Source organism: Streptomyces canarius (assembly GCF_014650735.1).
In the GTDB taxonomy this organism is placed as follows: domain Bacteria; phylum Actinomycetota; class Actinomycetes; order Streptomycetales; family Streptomycetaceae; genus Streptomyces; species Streptomyces olivaceoviridis.
On sequence record NZ_BMVN01000003.1, the window covers coordinates 253,527 to 269,690 of the forward strand.

Below are 16,164 nucleotides of genomic sequence, written 5' to 3' on the forward strand. Positions count from 1 at the left end.
TCCCGTTGCTGGTCGATTATGTGACTTTGGGCGGCGTGGAGGTGGTCAACCACGCCCGGCTCCGCCAGTACCTCCACACGGTCGGCTCGCCGCTGACGAGCGGGGCGGAGATCTGCTCCTGCGAGACGCTCACCTCGGATGTCCTCGACCCGGACGGGCTGCCGTACACCACGCCCGACGATCCGCTCACCCCGGCCGAGTGGTACGACCCGGACGCCCCGGAGAGCGTGGAGTTCGCCGGCGTCCTGCTGCTCAGCATCGACGGCATCGACGACTTCCCCGTGGAGCGGTCGGTGAGCACCGCGGTGACCGGCGGCGGGTCGATCGGGCCGGCCCGGGTGCAGCCGAGGCAGATGACGTTCACGGCGATCCTGCTCGGCTCCACGTGCTGCGGCGTCGAGTATGGGTTGCAGTTCCTGAAGGCCGCGTTGCAGGGCTGCACCGGCTCGCAGTGCGGCGGTGACTGCGTGGAGATGTACGCGTGCTGCCCGGGGGAGGAGATGACCCGGGACGAGTTCAACGCGGCGCACCGGCGTACCTTCCGGCGGGTGGCGTTGACGTCCGGGCCGAAGGTGACTGGCCGGAATGGGGACGGTTCGTGCGCGGGCGGCACCTGCTCCATGGGGGCCGACATCATCCAGGTGGAGTGGACGATGACGGCGGCGAGCCCGTTCGCGTACACGGACCAGGTGGAGCTGCTCGACGTGGCGCTGCCGACCGATACCGACGGCGAGTGCATCCAGTGGTGCATCCATCCGCCGGGAGGGGCCGCCTGCACGGGGTGTCGTCTCGCGGCGTGCGTGGACGCGGAAGACGGCTGCACTGACCCGTCGTGCGCGTCCGCGGCCCCTCCGGTGCCGTCGGCGCCGGTGACGTGCTTCTGCAACGCGCTCGCCGTCAACGAGGCGGCGTACGAGATCGACCTGTCCGGCCGGCCCGGGTGGATGGACGATGTCGCCCAGATCACGGTGTACGCGGGCAGCACCGATTTGCGGCGGCTGACGATCTCCCTGTTCCAGAGGACGGAAGCGGACGAGGGCCTGACGTGTGAGGAGGTCGCCGAGAAGAAGCGGTGTGAGCCGTACGCCCAGTGGACGGTGTCCTACCTCGCGGCCGGGTCGGAACTCCTCCTCGATGGGCAGACGGGCCGGGCGGCGGTCTACTGCGGCGGGGAGTGCACTGCGGCGACGACGGTGTTCGGCCGGGACGGGGCCCCGCCGGCGTGGCCGGTCCTGGACTGCGCCGAGTACTGCCTGCTGCTGGAGACGGACAGCTTTGAGCCCCCCGCAGTCGATGCCCGGCTGCTGCTCGCCGTGTCGGGTAGGGCTCTGTAATGGCCGGCCTCGGGTGCGCGGCCGAGTACACCGCCTACATCTCCGACCGTGGGGGCGCGCTGCTGGCCCAGGCGCAGACCATCACGAAGTTGGACTGGAACAGGATTCTGAACGACGCCTCCACGGCGCAGGTGACGATCGAACCGGATGGGGACTGCTGCGGCGCCCTGGGGAAGACGCGCGCGATGAGGCACTGGCTCCACGTGTACCGGAACGACGTCTACGTGTGGGGCGGGCAGATCATCCAGCCGACGTGGGGTGTCGGCACGGTGCAGATCGCGGCGGCCGACATCGTGTCCGTCCTCAACCGGCGCACGCCGCATGAGACCCGGGCGTTCGCGAGCACGGACCTGACTCAGATCGCCGAGTGGGTGATCGAGGACGCCATGTCCCCGGACGACCCGGGGCACAGCGTGACGGTGCTCCAAGAGTCCGGCGTCCTTGGCTCCCGGGAGTACCGGGCGAGCATCGGGCAGAGCGGGGACCACCTGCGCGACCTGGCGAACTCGGGCCTGGACTTCACGGCTTTCGGGGAGACGCTGCTCCTCATGCCTGACGACTGGAGCGCCAGCGTCGGCCGGCTCACCGATGCGGACTTGCCGGACGGGCTGCGCGTCTCCGAGGACGGTACGGCTCTGGCAACGCGGTGGGTCGTCTACGGCGACGATGAGTCAGGCGTCGTGGGAACCGCGGGCGGGACGCACCCGTACTACGGGCTGATCGAGCGGAGCATCCAGGACACCAGCATCAAGGACCAGGCGAGCGCTGACGCGGCTGCTCGGTCGCGGCTGAACGCGTCGCTGCCGGTGCCGGTCTACCTGGACTCGCAGGAGGTCACGCTGTCACCGGACGCCGGCGTCGACATCGCCCGTCTCGTGCCGGGCTGGTGCGTGGACGTCACGACGACAGCGACGTGCCGGAACATCTCACAGCGAATGAAGATCACCGGTGTGGCTGTGTCTGCGGACGGCGCGGGCGAGCAAGTGAAGGTCCAGTTCGGGCCTGTGAGCAGTGCGGAGGGCTGATGGCGTACCGGCCGGCGACGAGACTCATCCCGGACAACCCGATGGCGGGGGTGCTCCGGGACGCGCAGCGTGCGACGAGGCAGCCGGGGCCGCGCGGGCGGCGCGGCGACCAGGGGCCGGTTGGCCCCGCCGGGCCAACCGGCGATCCCGGTCCCGTCGGTCCCGCAGGCCTACAAGGCGAGCCCGGTCCCATCGGTCCCGCAGGCTCACAAGGCGCGCCCGGTCCTCCCGGCCCTGCCGGCCCTGCCGGTCCCACAGGACCGCAGGGCGCGCCGCCAGCTGCGGCCGTCATCACCACCGCGTCCGACGGGCGGGCAACCTGGGTGTACGCGCGCCCCTTCGCACAGACGCCGGTCGTCACCGCAGTTGCTGTTGACCCCGACCCAGCCGACGCGCGCGGCCTGTTCGTCACCCTGGAAGCGGTGACCGCCTCTCAGGTCACCGTGCGGGTGTGGCAGTCGACCGGCGTCCTGCTCGGCGGGCAGACGGCGGTACCGGCCGGGGCCGGGGTGAAGGTCCACACGATGGCGGCGGGCGTTCCGGTGTAGAGCCTCACGGGCGGATCGCTACGCTGAAGCCGGAAGTCGTTGGTTGAGGGCCAGGCTACGGAATCGGACATGTGGGGTCGTTCCGTGTCGAGAGCCTGCGCAGACGGACAGTACTTCGAGATCAACGACGACGGTGAGCTGACGATGGTCCCCGGTTCGCTGGGCCTGCGGAAGATCCTCACCTACGGTCAGTCCGGCACCTTCACCTTCAAGAAGAACGACTACCCATGGCTGGCTCGTGTGCGGGTGATCGTGCAAGGCGCGGGTGGCGGCTCAGCCGGGGCGAACGCGGCTTCCGGGCAGTGCATCGTCAGGCCGGGCGGTGCGGGCGGCGGGTACGCGGAATCGCTGATCGAGGCGTCGGCGCTCGGGGCGGCGGAGACGATCGTGGTTGGCGCCGGCGGTGCGGGCGGCACAGGGAATGCGGCCGGCAGCGCGGGCGGCAGCAGCAGCTTCGGCGGTTTCGCCATCGCCAACGGCGGCGACGGTGGCACGGCCTTCCAGAACAGTGCGACCGGCCTGGACGCGGTGTCCGGTGTGACCGGGCCGGTCGCGAACCGGGGGCAGATCGCATCGGGTGGCGGAGCCGGCGGGGGAGCGATCCGGCTCAGCGCCACCCAAGGCCTGGGCGGCGCTGGAGGCGACAGCCGACTGGGGTTCGGCGGGCTGGCCAGGGCCACCGAGGGGCCCGGTACGACGCCGCGGGGCTGGGGCGGCGGCGCGGGCGGCCCGGTCTCCTACGGTGCCGCCGAGAGCGGCGCGGACGGCGGTGGCGGCTTGGTGGTGATCGAACTGTACGGGTAGCCCTCGCGGGCGCCTGCTCGTACATGCGTGCGGGCTAAACTTCTGCGAGCCGCTGGTTGTGGGCCGGGCCAGGATCCCCGAGAGGCGGGAAGCATCTTGGCCAGGTGTCAATGCGGGGGCGGCGGCTGCAACTGCGTCATCGTCGCCGGCGAGAACACGACGGTCACGGGCGGCGGCAGCACCGCCAATCCGTACGTCGTCAGCGCGCAGGTCGACTGCTCGGACGTGCGGCCCTGCATCTCGGCGGGGCCGGGCGCGACGTACGACCCGGCCACGGGCGTCGTCGGCGCGCACGTGTCGACGGACGCGGGCAACAACCTCGTCCTGGACCCGAGCGGTGGCCTGTACGTGCCGACCGGTGCGGCGACGGTCTCGACGGGCTGTGGTCTTACCGGCGACGGTTCGGCGAGCGCTCCGGTGCGGGCGCGGACGGGCACGTGGGACTTCCCGTGTGACCTGGACGCCAACGCCGGCCGGGTGTTTTGCGACTCATCGGGCGTGCTGCGGTCCGAGCCGAGAGGCCGCACCTTCTTCCAACAGCAGTCGACCACCGACAACAACCCCAACACCCCGGTTCCGGCGGTGTATCCGACGCAGATCGCCGACCACTCGCTGACGTTCACGAACCCCGACAGCTGTCGCGAGATGTACGTGATCTGCGAAACGGAACTCGATATCGACTTCGACCTGCCGCCGGGGTCTGGAGCGGCATGGGGCATCGTCGGGGACGAGCAGGGCCGTTTGTCGAACACGGGCAGCTCGACGCAGTTCGACGTGCACGCGCAGCTGACGAAGGTCTTCCGCCTCACGGTCGGCCCTGGTCAGACCTTCACCCAGCACCTCTACGTGCAGGCCGGTACCGGCTTCGGCGGCGCTCAGTACAACAAGGTCCAGTCCTTCATCAGGGCCTTCGGGATCATCCTCTAAGGAGTCGGTGTGCCCACGATCTACTACCGCACCGCGGGCGGCAGCCTCGTACAAGAGGAGGCGAGCGACGGCGTCCACCTGGAGGCCCCGGAGGACGCGACACCGCTCGACCATGCCTCCTACGAGGCCGCGCAGGCGGCAGCCAAGGCCGCGCGCGACCAGGAGAGGGCCGCCGCGCAGGCGGCGGAACAGGCCGAGGCGAAGGCCGCGCACGACGCGCTGGCACAGCTGGGCCTGCCGGCGTCTGTCGTGCAGCGGCTGACGGGCTACCGGCCGGCGGACCACGAGCTGGACGGGGGTCACTGATGTCCTGGTGCCCATTCGCGAAGAAGCTGGAGCTCCAGCCCGAGAGCGACGCGCAGCCGGCGATCCGGCCCACGCAGTTCATCGTGCACAGCATCGTCGCGCCGTGGACGCCCGAGCGCACCTACGAGTACTGGCGCGACTCCACCAACTTGGAGTCGCACTTCGGGCTCGGCTACAACGGCAGCCTGGGGCAGTTCATCGGCACGCAGACCCGCGCCGATGCGAACGCGGCGGCCAACCGGCGCCCGGACGGCACGGGCGCGATCTCGCTGGAGTCCGCGTCCAACCTGGAAGCCTCGGACCCGTGGACCGGCGAGCAGGTCGAGACGCTGATCCGGCTCGGCGTCTGGGTGCACCAGGAGCACGGCATCCCGCTGCGGCTGTGCCGGTCGGCAGACGACCCGGGCTTCGGCTATCACCGCCAGTTCTCCGCGTGGAACCCGGACGGCCACACGTGCCCCGGCGACGCCCGCGTGCGCCAGTTCCGCGAGGTCGTCTTCCCCGGGATCGTGGCGCGCGCCAACGGCCAGACACAGCCCCCGAAGGAGGACGACATGCCCGACTACCTGAACCTCGGCATCGCGAAGCCGTTCACGCTCAAGCCCGGCCAGTGGGACTCGATCGAGTTCACCACCGAGTGGAACGACACCGCCAGCCAGCACGTGGCAGGCAGCAGCGTGTTCGCCAAGGGTCCCGCCCGCTTCACCGGCAGCGTCTCCCTGGCGTTCAGCGGCCTGCTCGTCGGGGATGTCGTGCAGGCCCGTATGTCCGAGTACCAGGGCGACACCCACAAGATCGACCACCCCATCCACGAGGTCATCGGTACGCCCGGCGACTCGTACGGCGTCGTGTCTCTCACGAAGCGCCTGGGCGCCGGAAGGGGCATGCGGGTGCAGCTGCTGAACCAGTCCGCCAAGCCGGTCACCGTCACCAGCGCCGTCCTGACGGCGCTCGTCTTCAAGGAGTCCTGACGTGCTGCTGCCTTCCCTCCTTCGTACGGTCGTGCCGCTCGTCGCCGGCTGGATCATCGTCGCCGTCACGCATCTGGGCTTCGGCCTCGACAGCAACACGGCGCAGGCGGCCGTGACGCTCGCCGTCGCGGGCGCGTACTACCTGGTGTTCCGGCTCGTCGAGCGGGTCGCTGAGAGGGTCGCATGGCCCGTGTGGATCAAGGGCGCGGCGGGTGCGCTGCTCGGCTACGCCCGGCCGCCGAAGTACCGTTCGACGGACGACGTCGCCGACCTGCTGCGCCAGAGCCGGTCATGACCGCGCAGCCACCGCCCGAGTCCGGCGTCTACATCTCGCCCGTGCAGATGTACCAGGAGGTGCAGCACGTGTCGCGGCTCGTCTCGCGGGTGGACGGCAAGCTCGACGGCATCCTCGCTGACAACCGGGAGATCAAGGGAGACGTGTCCGACCACGAGGCCCGGCTGCGCGCCCTGGAGCTCGGCGAGACGCCACGGCAGCAGCGGGACGAGGTCCGGCTCGCCTCGCTGGAGTCCGGCCGGTGGCCGCTACCGGCGCTCGGCGCCCTGACTGGTCTCGCCGGCGTCGCGACCGGCGTCGCCGCCCTGTTCATGCGCTGACCGTCCCGGGACCGAGCCCCGCCCCCACCCGCTCCGGGGGGCGGGGCTCTGCCATGTGGGCGGGAATGGACCACGCGCCAGACTCGGAGGAGTGGTCTGCCTGTCTAAATCACCGGTCAGCACCGGGGCGCAGGTCTTGGTCAAGGCCGACGTAAGCCGCACCGTAGCCCTGCACTGCGTCGACGAGACGAGCCCGCGCGCCTCCCGGTCGTTGGCACACGACTGAAGCGCGGCTACTCAGTCGTAGTAATGAACGCTCATGGCCGACGGGTCATTGGTCCGGATGTAGAACTCCGCTCGATGGTTGCTGCCATCGACGAAGGAGCCGATATTCCGGAATACCCAGCACCCTGGCTCATAGAGGTATTCCCCCACCGGGGTGTCGGGGTATCCAGGATCGTCTTCCTCAAGAATGTAGATGTCCTGGGGTCCGTCGCCTGTTGAAGCCGTGTTGATGCAGACTTTGAAGTTACCGCCACCTGATTTGACTGCGGAGGTTCGGTAAGGGTAGTAGTCGGCGCCATCGTCGTAGAAGTGCCGGTACCCGAGATCGTCCCATTCGCCCGGCCCGGCTTGGGCGTGTGGAGCTGCGAACAGCGAAAGGGCTGCCGTCGCACTGGATACTGCGATCCATTTGCGCAGTTTCATTATCCCTCCATTTCTTTCTTTTCCGTCTCACTGGAGTCGCGCGCCGCGGTGGTGATCGGGTACTACACGCGGCTGCGCGGACCTCCCCCCTGCGGTGCATGCCCTGTGCTAGGCACCTCTAGGTTCCATGGTCAGCGCTGAGGAGTCGTTAGCGTAGGCTCCACAGTTTCTTAGCTGTGCGTCTACTTCCGGCGCTGGCGGTCAGGAGTTCATCAGCATGCGGCCCCGGCGCGGGGGATGTCCGCGCCTGCGGGGCTACCGTGCTTGTGTTCTGTCCGTAAAGCTGCTGGCTGCGTGCTCGTCGGATACGGAGCGCCCCCGCCCTGAAGACCAGGCGGGGGCGCGGCCCGTTTCACGCGGCTGGCTCGACGTCGGCCCGGGCCCGGTCGCCCCACTCGGTGAGCAGCTCCTGGTACGCCTGGGTCCGGTCCTTGCTCGCCGGCTGGCCCATCAGGCGGCGTATGCGGTCGTTGACGTCGGCGAGGGCGCCATCGAGGGCAGTGCGCAGCTGGCCGCAGGGCCGGGAGGTGGTGGGCATGGTCGCACCGTAGGGGTGGCTACCGACATTCGGTTCCAGCGGGGCTGTTCTATTCTGTTCGAGCGACCGCTTTCGGCCGCAGGGAGCGGAACAGGACACACACCCGATGGCGACATCACCAGAGATCGAGCTGAGCGGCTACCCGGCGCCGATCTGGACCGAGGCCGAAGCGGGCTCTTGCTCGCGCTGCCAGGCGAAGTGCAAGCGCTACGGCAGCGGCGGCAACCCGCTGTGTCGGGAGTGCTTCGCCTCCGTCGCCGCGAAGTGGGGTCCGGGCGTGCGGCAGAAGAGCTACAACGCCTGACGCTCCGGCCGGTCCACTGGCTCGGAGTTGGCGCGAATCATGACCGTGAGGACGGGTGAGGCGGCGGAAGGCTGGCTACGACCGATGTCCTCGTACCCCCACGACCGGTAGAGCGCGTGGACTTTGCCGTCGCCGGCTGCGGGGTTGACCATGAGCGTGATGTACGGCTCGTCGCGCGTGGCCAGGAGCGCGTCGTGGATACGCCGTGCGGTGCCCGTGCCGCGCCAGGCCGGGCGTACGCCGATCTCCTTCAAGGCGAAGGCCGGACGTGAGGTGTACCCCTCGGCGGGCGTGGGGCTGGTGCGCTGCCAGTACCGGTCTCCGTGCCCGATGGTGTTGCCGTATGCGTAGCCGATGGCGTGCCCGTCCGCGTACGCCAGTACGGCCTCGAAGCCGGGTTCTCCGCCGTGGCGGTCCAGGCGCTCGCCGAACGCGGTCACCTGGTAGTTCGGTAGGTGGAGCAGCGGGGCGCGCACCTCGGCGTAGACGTCGATCAGGTCCGCCCGAACCTCGTCCAGGTCGGCGGACGAGCGCAGTTCGACATTCGGTGCTGTGGTCATGCTGAAGCCCTCCAAGCAGCTACGTGCTCAGTCCAGGCCGCCCGTCCATTCGCGGTCGAGGATGGCGTGGACCACCGAGTCTCGCCACTTTCCTGCCTTGAGCACGTGCTCGCGGATCGTTCCTTCTTCGACCATGCCCACCGACGTCATGGTCTTGGCGGAGGCCTCGTTGTGAGGGGAACGGGCACCCCAGATGCGGTGGAGGTTGAGGTCGCCAAAGCCGACGCTGAGCAGAAGCCGGACTGTGCCCACGCCGTACCCCACGCCCCACACGTCTGGACGCAGCGCGAAGCCGATGGTGGCTCCGCGCTGCTGGTGTGGGTCGAGGGCGAGTCGGGCGAATCCGATCAGCTGGTCCGTCTCCCGCTCCACGACGGCGAACGCGAACTCCGTGCGGGGCAGGTCGGTTGCGGCGGCGACGGACCGGGCCACGATCTGTTCGACCTGCTCGCGGGTCCGTGGCTCGAAGCTCAGGTGCTCCGTCGCTTCAGGGCTGCCGTAGATGGCGAGTACGGCGTCCACGTCCTCGATCGTCAGTTCCCTGAGGTTGAGGCGCGCGCTGGATCGACTGATCGGGTACATGGCCCTGGATGCTACCCGCGGGGCAGCGCGGGCCGGCTGGTGGAGAACGCTTCGATCTCCGCACGCAGGTCCTTCACGGTGACCGCGTTGTGGGCGGGACTGCTCATCAGGGCGCCGCGGACTCGCATCGCTGAGACGACGATGCCGTTGTTGCGGTGCGAGGCGGGGAGGTCGAGGACCGGTCGGATGGCGGCTGCCGCGCCGTCCGGGTCTCCGCTGTGGAGCCGGATCAGGGACAGGTCGCACTGCGCTCCCGCCAAGTCTCCGAACGCCCAGTTCGGGGAGCTGGGGTCGCTGAAACCGGTGACAGCCGCTTCGGCCTGGGTGATCAGGCCGGCGTCCCCGTGCCCGAGCAGGGCTTCGGCCTCCACCGAGTAGTAGAGCTGCTTCTCCCAGGCGTAGGTGAACAGCCCGCCGAGCTGGTCCAGGTCGTCGGGCACGACCTGCTCGCGGCGTTCGGCTGCCTGCTGGTTGACGAGTCGTACGGTCTCCTCGTCACCGAGCACGGCAGCGGACCGGGCCTTGAGACCGAGGAGCCAGAGGGCGACGGTTCCACGGAGGTTCGCGGCCGTTTCGGCGCCCCGGCTGGCGTAGTGCTGGGCGTCCTCGGGCCTGTTCGCCCAGTACGCGATCAGACTCTTGAGACCGTCCGTGAGGGCGATCAGGCCGGGGTGCTCGGCGTCGCGGGCGCAGGCCGCAGCGACCCGGGTCATCGTCATGGCCTGGTGAGGGTCCTGCATGTCGTTGAACCCTTTGGCGACCAGGAACGACAGGATCGCGCCCTTGGCGTACAGGTCGCGCAGCTGAGAGGGCCGCACGCGACCGCCTTCCAGCAGGCGGAAGACCTGGTCGTGGGTTTCCAGCAGATCGGTCCAGAGCACTGCCAGCGGTTCACGCGGGTATGCGGCCACCAGGCGCTGCACCTCGTCGTCCAGCAGGTCGAGTGTGTCGTCACCTACCCGCTCACGGTCAGCGCCCAGAAGGAACTCCTTCGCGCGGCGTACAGCCATCGCGCCCATCCTCTTCATCTCGTTGGGGTCCATGCCGGCGTCGGCAGGGAACACAGGTGACGCACTGGCCAGGGGCGCGACGTGTGGAGCGGCGCCCTCGGGCACCTGCGACCACAGAACGTCGATGCTGTGGCCGAACATCTCGGCCAGGACCTGGCGGAAGACTCTCTGCGGTTTCCTGCCCCAGTAGAGCCATCCTTCGATCGTCTTCGGGGCCGGCTCATCCACGCTCTGGAGGCCTAAGCGTGCAGCTGCTTCCCGGTACTTCGGCAGGAAGTCGTCGGGATGCCGCATGCCTTGTGCCTCGCAGAGTTGCCGGAAGAACAGCACGACGCCTCCCACTCCGTCCGCCTAGCACGTCAATGCTCTGACGGTAGAACGCTGTCTCGGTGAAGTTGCCCCTTCCAGACGGTACTTACCGAACCCGAGGATGGTCCGGGGAAGGTTTGAGGAAGTCGTCAACTTGAGGGGCGGAACCAGAGGTCGGTTTGGGGGTAGAGCCGTCCGCGCGCTCTTGCAACGCTCATATCGATCCTCGCTGAGAGTGCACGAACGAGCACAGGACCCAGCGAGCATGCCGCCGACAGCCGGTCTCGTCCCTCACTTGCGTGTGAGCGACGTTCGGTGATCGGCGGCGGACGACCGACTCGGAGGATCCGGTGAGAGACGTACGAGCCACAGCCGAGCCGACGACCAATACGCTCGCACGCAGCTGGCGTGAGGAGCCGCGAGTCGTCACCCGCATAGAGCGCGAGGCAGCGGTCCGGTCGTGGCTGCTGCTGTCGGCCGCCGGCGCCGACACCTCGCGTACCGACTGGGACGAGAACGGTATTGCCCTGCTGCGCTGCGGCGCCCTCTTCTCCACTGTTCGCATGTCCGCCGAGCTGGTCGAAGCGGCGGCCGGCTCCAACGAGCCCGAGAAGGTGCGCGACGTCCTCACGGCCGCGCTGTTCGGCGGCCCCGTCTTCGTCGACACGCACAGTGGCCGGTACTACGCACTGGTTCCAGCGAGCACCGCGAACCGGGCCGAGTGGCGCGAGCGGAGGCACGCGCCGCATGCAGAGATCCGCGGGCGCGACAGCTACGTCGGCGTACCCCGGCCCGGACTGGACGAGCCGCACCCCGGCCGCTTCAGCTACTGGTGCGTGCCGATGCACGGCCCTGCGGACCTGTGCGACCCGGCCGCTGTCTCGCAGCTCGTCGCTCACGGGCGGCACCGGCTCACGACGCGGGAGGCCGTCAGTGGGCGCTGAGAAGGCCGAGCCGGGTGGCGAGCAGGCCGTGAAGGCGGCGTGTCACCGGGTGCTGTGGGACGTGCGGACCTTCGACGCCGACGAGACGCGGGAGCTGCTGGCGGAGCTGGACGAGCACGTGCGAGCGCTCAGCCCGCAGGTGACCGCGCTCGTGCCGGAACTGGCCGGCGAGACACGCGAGACGGCTTTCGTCGTGCTGCGCAACGTCGACCGGGTGCTGTACCCGGACGCGCCGTCGGCGGACTGGCAGTTGCGGCTGCACGATCTCGCTGTTCTCGCGCGCGCCTTGTGTGAACTGCGCGCGCTGGGGCGTCGGCGGGTGCGCGGGGAGCGGCGGCCGGCCGACAGCGTTGACGAGCCGGCTGATCCGAGTGGCTGGCTCGCCGCCGGAGCGGGGGCCTGACCGTGGAGCGGTCGTGGGTCATCGGGGACTGCTGGCTCGGTTGTGAGCGGACCGGAGTCCGGGTGCTCTGGCTGGGACCGGTGCAATGGGACGGGTACAGCGCGCCGTTCATGTCGTGTGCGTCGTGCCTGGCCCGGCTCATGGCACAGGCCAGCGCTTACTGGCTCAGCCGGCCGCGTATCGGGGCGGCGAGTTGAAGACCCCCGCACGGGGCTTGGCAGTGACCAGTTCCGTGCGGGACGGCGGCCCGGCCCGTCCGCGAAACCCCCGAGGCGGATGGGCCGGGGCCGCCGGCTCTGCTGGTGTCGCTCTCTGGTTGGGCGATCCTCACGTGGGGGGGACGAGCCAATGGCCGGCAGAGGGCCCGTGCGGCGAAGCCGAGTCGCGAATATCTACGGCCCGCATCGGCTGCCTATCCGGTCCGACCCCGGACACGGGCACTTCCCCTTCGTTCTGCTACTCAGGAGAGATCTTTCGTGAACGCGCCGCACAGCACCGATGTTGTGCCGCCGGTCCCGCCCCGGCCGGCCGCTCCCTTGCAGCCGATTCTGAAGCGCGCCCTGGAGGAGGCCGACTTCGCGGCGGACGTCGCCGTCGACGCTGATTCCCTGCTCGTGTCTGTGATCACCATCAGGGTGCCGTGGCATCCGACGACGGCTGAGGCCGCCCAGGAGTGGATGCGGACGGTCGATGTGTCGGGTGAGGCCAGGTGGGATGGCGGGGGCATCGTCGTCCTCCATCTGCATGAGGCGGCAGCGGTGCACCGGTTCATTGCGTTGCTGGAGCCTCAGATCCGCGCGAACGCCACCGCCGCTGGGCTCAGGCGCGTGCTGAGGGAACTCGGCGTGGACAGCGTGACGGGCGCGAGCCGGGAAGTCATCGACCTGCGACTCGGCGGTGACGAACTGGGCTCAGCGGTAGCACTCGCGGAACAGCTCGGCGCCCCCCGCATCGCTGAGGGCCTGGAGCTGGGGCGGCCCCGCGGTCAGCGACGTCTCGCCGAGCGCTTCCGGTACCTCGTCACGGGGGTCGTGGGCTCCCTCGTCGACGCCGTCTTCGAGCCGGGATGCGCCCACGAAGAGGAGAGTCTGACCCTGTACCTGTCCGTGGACCAGGCGGGCCGACTCCTCCAGCGTCTGTCCCGCGACGTCCTCGACGGCTCCGTGTCGGCCGATGCGAGACGGCTCGTTATCCGCGCGGGGGAGGGCTCGTGAGGCATCGCCCCAGCTTGTGCGTTGAGGTACGGGAGCCCGACCGGCGGGACGAGGGGGAGCTGTCCTGGTACCGGGAGCGGCTGGCCGACCCGTAGTCCCTGCCGTTGAGACCAGCTCTCCCTCAGTGGCAGGTCACGACCCCAAGGAAACGACGTGTCCACACCTCTCAGAACCGACGTCCGTGCCGCCAGGCTCGAAGCGCTGCGCAGGGAGTACATGGGCCAGATCGTCGCCATCGCAGCCCGACAGGGCCGTCCGCTGCGTGTCGCCCCCTACGCGCTTGCGCAGCCGGGCGCCGAGCAGCATGCGGACCTTGAACAGATCGCCGAGTACGCAACGGCAAGGGGCTGGAAGGTAACGAGCAGCACATTCGCCGACATGAGTCAGCCGCTCCCTCTCACCCAGCGGCCCGGGTTCGGGGCTGCCTGCCGGTACGCGGCGCAGGGCTTCGCAGACGGCATTCTCGCCATCGCCCGGCCGGCCATCACGACCGACAACGAGACGTACTCGCTTGTCCTGGAGCACCTGCACGACCGCGACGTGTTCCTCGCCTACCTCCCCACGGTCGACGCCCCCACGACCCCGTAGTCCCCTGCCGGGTGGCCAGGCTGGCCTCCCCCCCCTGGCCATCAGGCAGGCCCAAGCTCCGCCCGTTTTCGGCAAGGCAGTCGGCACGGGTGGAGAGCGGCGCTGAGGTCACGAACCCCCGACGTGCCTCAGCGCCGCCTACACAACAGTCGAACCTTCTGCACCGAAAGGTCACCCTGAGATGAGAGCTTCGTCCGCCATCCTCGTTGCTGCTGCTGTCGGAACCCTGCGCCTCCTCCAGGCCGAACGGCACAGCAAGCGGCAGTTGGCACTCAAGGCCGCCGAGTTGCACCAGGCGTACTGCCGGGACACCGCTGCCGATCAAGCGCTGAGCGGGGAGTGGGCGGATGCCGACGTGACGGCCGAGCAGGCAGCCAAGTACATCCACGCCAACCGGTTGCTCTCCTTCCTGAGCGTCAAGTACAGGGTGGGTCTCCTCAACGACCACACCCTTCGCGTTCAAGCCCGCTCGGCGATGGCGCGCGACTCCATCCGGGAGTACTGGGGGAAGTTCGGCTCCTTCCGTGAGATGGAGGCCAAGGACCGGACCGACCGGAAGTTCAACGAGATCATGAGCGGCGAGTTCCATCTCATCGAGTCTCGGGAGACCGCCGCGGCCTGACCGCTCAATCCCGCACACCCCTATTCCCCTGCCCACGACGACCCGTCTCCTGGAGATCGCTCGATGACCGTTGAGACATGGCCACTCGCGCCAGCGAGCACTGACGATTCGGCGACCTCGCCTATCGTCAGCAGCTTCACCACCCACCTTCCCGGCGCCCATTGGGCCCTGCATGCCTCGCGCACATGGACTCGGCGCATGGTCACCATTCTGGGCTGGCACGCCAACGTTCAGTCGGCTGTTGAAGTGGTCAGCCGACTCGTGGACAACGGCGTGAAGCACGGGATACCCGACACCGTGCCCGTGTTCAAGAGGCAGCTCACCTTGACCGTTGCGATCACCGAGTCTGGGTCACTGCTCATCGACGTGGCCGACATGGAGTCGGTCTTCCCGGACTTCGAGGCCGCAGTACGCGGAGAGAAGGGCCGGGGCCTGTGGCAGGTAGCTCGCCTGGGCGCGCAGGTCACCTGCTTCCTGCCGCACGAAGCTGGCAAGACCGTCCGCGCCGTACTCAGCCCGGGATCCGTGGACCTGTGAAACAACACTTCTGGGGCGGCAAGCGCGTCCCCTACGTCACCGCTTGGGCCGCCGAGGCGCCCGCTGCCAGCCGCGCCGGATCCCGCCCATGACCCATCACATCAACAACTGTCCAGGGGGCCGCCCGGTGGATGATGTACTGCCTAGCTTCGTCGGCCAATTACTGAGGCAAGGCCGAGGCCCGAGCCGGATCCCGGAAATCGTCGTGTCGGCCGCCGCTGAATGGCTTCAGCCGCTCGCGTCTCGCGTCCTTCCCCTCCTCGACACCGGCACCTACCGGGCAGCGGGGGCGTTCCTCGCTCACGGGTTCGCGTATCTGCCGCTCCAGACACCGGACGCCTACACGATCTACCTGCGCGTCTCGGACACGCGTGCCATCGCGCGCTGGAACGTGCATGTACCCACGACGGTCCTCACCGTGGCCGGCGCCACCGCGCTGGAGATGTACCTCAATCCGGAAGACGCGCAGAGCGGCCGACCGCAGTACGCGCGCACATTCGGCGCCGGTGAGTTCTTCGCGGCACACCCGGGCGCGCTGTACGCGACTCGGACGACGGGGTCCACGGTGCAGGTTCTTGCCACCACGAAACCCGTGATCGACCGCGACGGGCCCCTGTACGGAGAGGCGTACTCCGGCTTCGCCCGGCAGGCCCGCCGTTACCTCGAACAGGCCTCGCGTGCACAGGTGGGTGCATCGTGCTGACCTCGGAAGTCTCGTGGCTGGATGTAGTCCCGCCAATAGACATGGACAATCTGCGCACGTTCGAGCGAATCAGTCGCATGGTGCTCGACCGACTCGCCGGCGACCGGAAGCTCCTCACCCAGCTCGTCAACGACGTCCTGCACGACCCGGACCGCCTGGCCGCCAGCCGCATCACCCTGCTCCTGAACCGGCTGTCGCTGTATCAGGCCCCGGACCGCGGCTTCGAGATTCGGCTGAACATGAACCCCCGGCCAGACAACCAGCGCGTCCCACACGACCACTGCTACGCCTTCGCAACGCGCATCCTCACCGGTGGCTACGTCCACGTCGTACGACGCCGCACCGACGGCTGGACGGGCCCGTTCACCGGGGCAGACCTGGAGCCGGCCATCGTGACCGTCGAGCGGCCCGGCAGCGCGTACACCCTCGGCGACTCGATCGTGCACCAGGCCGTGATGGAGCCACATACGGTCACCCTGTTTCTGCGCGGCCCGCGTCGGAAGAGGCTGTCACACGCGGCTGAGGATCTGATGCCGCTGCGGGAGAGCTGGCCGGCAGCCGCCATCCCGGGAGACGCGCCGGAGGAGTCCCGGCCGTGCACGCTCACTGAGTACCAGCGCATGCGCACCTATCTCATCGAACGCGACCTCATCGGCTGATGCCTCCAATTCC

Annotated in this window: 23 protein-coding genes; 18 read left to right on the forward strand and 5 right to left on the reverse strand. The window is 69.1% G+C overall.

Annotation, left to right across the window (positions count from 1 at the left end; translation table 11 throughout):
- Nucleotides 1–5: 5 nt before the first annotated feature.
- The 9 genes from IE294_RS05960 to IE294_RS06000 all read left to right on the forward strand — a co-directional run bounded on the left by IE294_RS05960 (nt 6) and on the right by IE294_RS06000 (nt 6,530).
- Nucleotides 6–1,334 (forward strand): hypothetical protein, encoded by a 1,329-nt coding sequence (locus IE294_RS05960; protein ID WP_189882976.1) that lies wholly within the window; start codon nt 6–8, stop codon nt 1,332–1,334.
- Nucleotides 1,334–2,359 (forward strand): hypothetical protein, encoded by a 1,026-nt coding sequence (locus IE294_RS05965; protein ID WP_189882978.1) that lies wholly within the window; start codon nt 1,334–1,336, stop codon nt 2,357–2,359. The genes IE294_RS05960 and IE294_RS05965 overlap by 1 nt, the downstream gene beginning before the upstream one ends.
- A 422-nt stretch (nt 2,360–2,781) precedes the next feature.
- Nucleotides 2,782–2,907, forward strand: a complete 126-nt coding sequence (locus IE294_RS48985; RefSeq protein ID WP_268252772.1) for a hypothetical protein — start codon at nt 2,782–2,784, stop codon at nt 2,905–2,907.
- A gap of 39 nt (nt 2,908–2,946) precedes the next feature.
- Nucleotides 2,947–3,711, forward strand: a complete 765-nt coding sequence (locus tag IE294_RS05975; protein WP_229917047.1) for a glycine-rich domain-containing protein — start codon at nt 2,947–2,949, stop codon at nt 3,709–3,711.
- Between the two features lie 96 nt (nt 3,712–3,807).
- Nucleotides 3,808–4,638 (forward strand): hypothetical protein, encoded by an 831-nt coding sequence (locus IE294_RS05980; RefSeq protein WP_189882982.1) that lies wholly within the window; start codon nt 3,808–3,810, stop codon nt 4,636–4,638.
- Nucleotides 4,639–4,647: 9 nt separating this feature from the next.
- Nucleotides 4,648–4,944 (forward strand): hypothetical protein, encoded by a 297-nt coding sequence (locus IE294_RS05985; protein WP_189882984.1) that lies wholly within the window; start codon nt 4,648–4,650, stop codon nt 4,942–4,944.
- Nucleotides 4,944–5,915, forward strand: a complete 972-nt coding sequence (locus tag IE294_RS05990) for an N-acetylmuramoyl-L-alanine amidase (protein ID WP_189882986.1) — start codon at nt 4,944–4,946, stop codon at nt 5,913–5,915. The genes IE294_RS05985 and IE294_RS05990 overlap by 1 nt, the downstream gene beginning before the upstream one ends.
- 1 nt (nt 5,916) lies before the next feature.
- A complete protein-coding gene (locus IE294_RS05995; protein ID WP_189882988.1) occupies nt 5,917–6,210 on the forward strand; it encodes a hypothetical protein in 294 nt (97 codons plus the stop codon).
- Nucleotides 6,207–6,530 (forward strand): hypothetical protein, encoded by a 324-nt coding sequence (locus IE294_RS06000; RefSeq protein ID WP_189882990.1) that lies wholly within the window; start codon nt 6,207–6,209, stop codon nt 6,528–6,530. The genes IE294_RS05995 and IE294_RS06000 overlap by 4 nt, the downstream gene beginning before the upstream one ends.
- A 237-nt stretch (nt 6,531–6,767) precedes the next feature.
- On the opposite strand, the gene IE294_RS06005 is transcribed toward IE294_RS06000, so the two are convergent.
- Both IE294_RS06005 and IE294_RS06010 read right to left on the reverse strand, forming a co-directional pair.
- Nucleotides 6,768–7,178: a YndA family protein gene (locus IE294_RS06005; RefSeq protein ID WP_189882992.1), complete on the reverse strand. Its 411-nt coding sequence runs from the start codon at nt 7,176–7,178 to the stop codon at nt 6,768–6,770.
- 352 nt (nt 7,179–7,530) lie between these two features.
- Complete coding sequence (locus IE294_RS06010) at nt 7,531–7,716, reverse strand: hypothetical protein (RefSeq protein ID WP_189882994.1); 186 nt, start codon at nt 7,714–7,716, stop codon at nt 7,531–7,533.
- 106 nt (nt 7,717–7,822) lie between these two features.
- Here IE294_RS06010 and IE294_RS06015 point away from each other — a divergent pair, with 106 nt between their 5' ends.
- Entirely contained in the window at nt 7,823–8,020 is a 198-nt protein-coding gene (locus IE294_RS06015; RefSeq protein WP_189882996.1) for a hypothetical protein, read from the forward strand.
- On the opposite strand, the gene IE294_RS06020 is transcribed toward IE294_RS06015, so the two are convergent.
- From IE294_RS06020 to IE294_RS06030, 3 genes are read right to left on the reverse strand one after another with little or no spacing between them, the layout of a single operon-like run.
- Complete coding sequence (locus tag IE294_RS06020) at nt 8,008–8,580, reverse strand: GNAT family N-acetyltransferase (protein ID WP_189882998.1); 573 nt, start codon at nt 8,578–8,580, stop codon at nt 8,008–8,010. The two genes, IE294_RS06015 and IE294_RS06020, sit on opposite strands and share 13 nt — an antisense overlap.
- A gap of 27 nt (nt 8,581–8,607) precedes the next feature.
- Complete coding sequence (locus tag IE294_RS06025; protein WP_189883000.1) at nt 8,608–9,162, reverse strand: GNAT family N-acetyltransferase; 555 nt, start codon at nt 9,160–9,162, stop codon at nt 8,608–8,610.
- An 11-nt stretch (nt 9,163–9,173) separates the two neighbouring features.
- The gene (locus IE294_RS06030; RefSeq protein WP_229917027.1) at nt 9,174–10,400 is read right to left on the reverse strand and encodes a hypothetical protein; all 1,227 of its coding nucleotides are present in this window, start codon (nt 10,398–10,400) and stop codon (nt 9,174–9,176) included.
- 431 nt (nt 10,401–10,831) lie between these two features.
- Between IE294_RS06030 and IE294_RS06035 the strand changes: the two genes are divergently transcribed.
- The 8 genes from IE294_RS06035 to IE294_RS06070 all read left to right on the forward strand — a co-directional run bounded on the left by IE294_RS06035 (nt 10,832) and on the right by IE294_RS06070 (nt 16,151).
- Nucleotides 10,832–11,425: a hypothetical protein gene (locus tag IE294_RS06035; protein WP_229917028.1), complete on the forward strand. Its 594-nt coding sequence runs from the start codon at nt 10,832–10,834 to the stop codon at nt 11,423–11,425.
- A complete protein-coding gene (locus IE294_RS06040; protein ID WP_189883002.1) occupies nt 11,415–11,828 on the forward strand; it encodes a hypothetical protein in 414 nt (137 codons plus the stop codon). The genes IE294_RS06035 and IE294_RS06040 overlap by 11 nt, the downstream gene beginning before the upstream one ends.
- 476 nt (nt 11,829–12,304) lie before the next feature.
- The gene (locus IE294_RS06045; RefSeq protein ID WP_189883004.1) at nt 12,305–13,042 is read left to right on the forward strand and encodes a hypothetical protein; all 738 of its coding nucleotides are present in this window, start codon (nt 12,305–12,307) and stop codon (nt 13,040–13,042) included.
- A gap of 153 nt (nt 13,043–13,195) precedes the next feature.
- The gene (locus IE294_RS06050) at nt 13,196–13,630 is read left to right on the forward strand and encodes a hypothetical protein (protein WP_189883006.1); all 435 of its coding nucleotides are present in this window, start codon (nt 13,196–13,198) and stop codon (nt 13,628–13,630) included.
- A 181-nt stretch (nt 13,631–13,811) separates the two neighbouring features.
- Complete coding sequence (locus IE294_RS06055) at nt 13,812–14,252, forward strand: DUF6082 family protein (protein WP_189883008.1); 441 nt, start codon at nt 13,812–13,814, stop codon at nt 14,250–14,252.
- A 198-nt stretch (nt 14,253–14,450) separates the two neighbouring features.
- Nucleotides 14,451–14,789: a hypothetical protein gene (locus IE294_RS06060; RefSeq protein WP_189883011.1), complete on the forward strand. Its 339-nt coding sequence runs from the start codon at nt 14,451–14,453 to the stop codon at nt 14,787–14,789.
- Between the two features lie 88 nt (nt 14,790–14,877).
- The gene (locus tag IE294_RS06065) at nt 14,878–15,492 is read left to right on the forward strand and encodes a hypothetical protein (RefSeq protein ID WP_189883013.1); all 615 of its coding nucleotides are present in this window, start codon (nt 14,878–14,880) and stop codon (nt 15,490–15,492) included.
- Nucleotides 15,486–16,151, forward strand: coding sequence for a hypothetical protein (locus tag IE294_RS06070; RefSeq protein WP_189883015.1), 666 nt, complete (start codon nt 15,486–15,488; stop codon nt 16,149–16,151). The genes IE294_RS06065 and IE294_RS06070 overlap by 7 nt, the downstream gene beginning before the upstream one ends.
- Nucleotides 16,152–16,164: the final 13 nt, after the last annotated feature.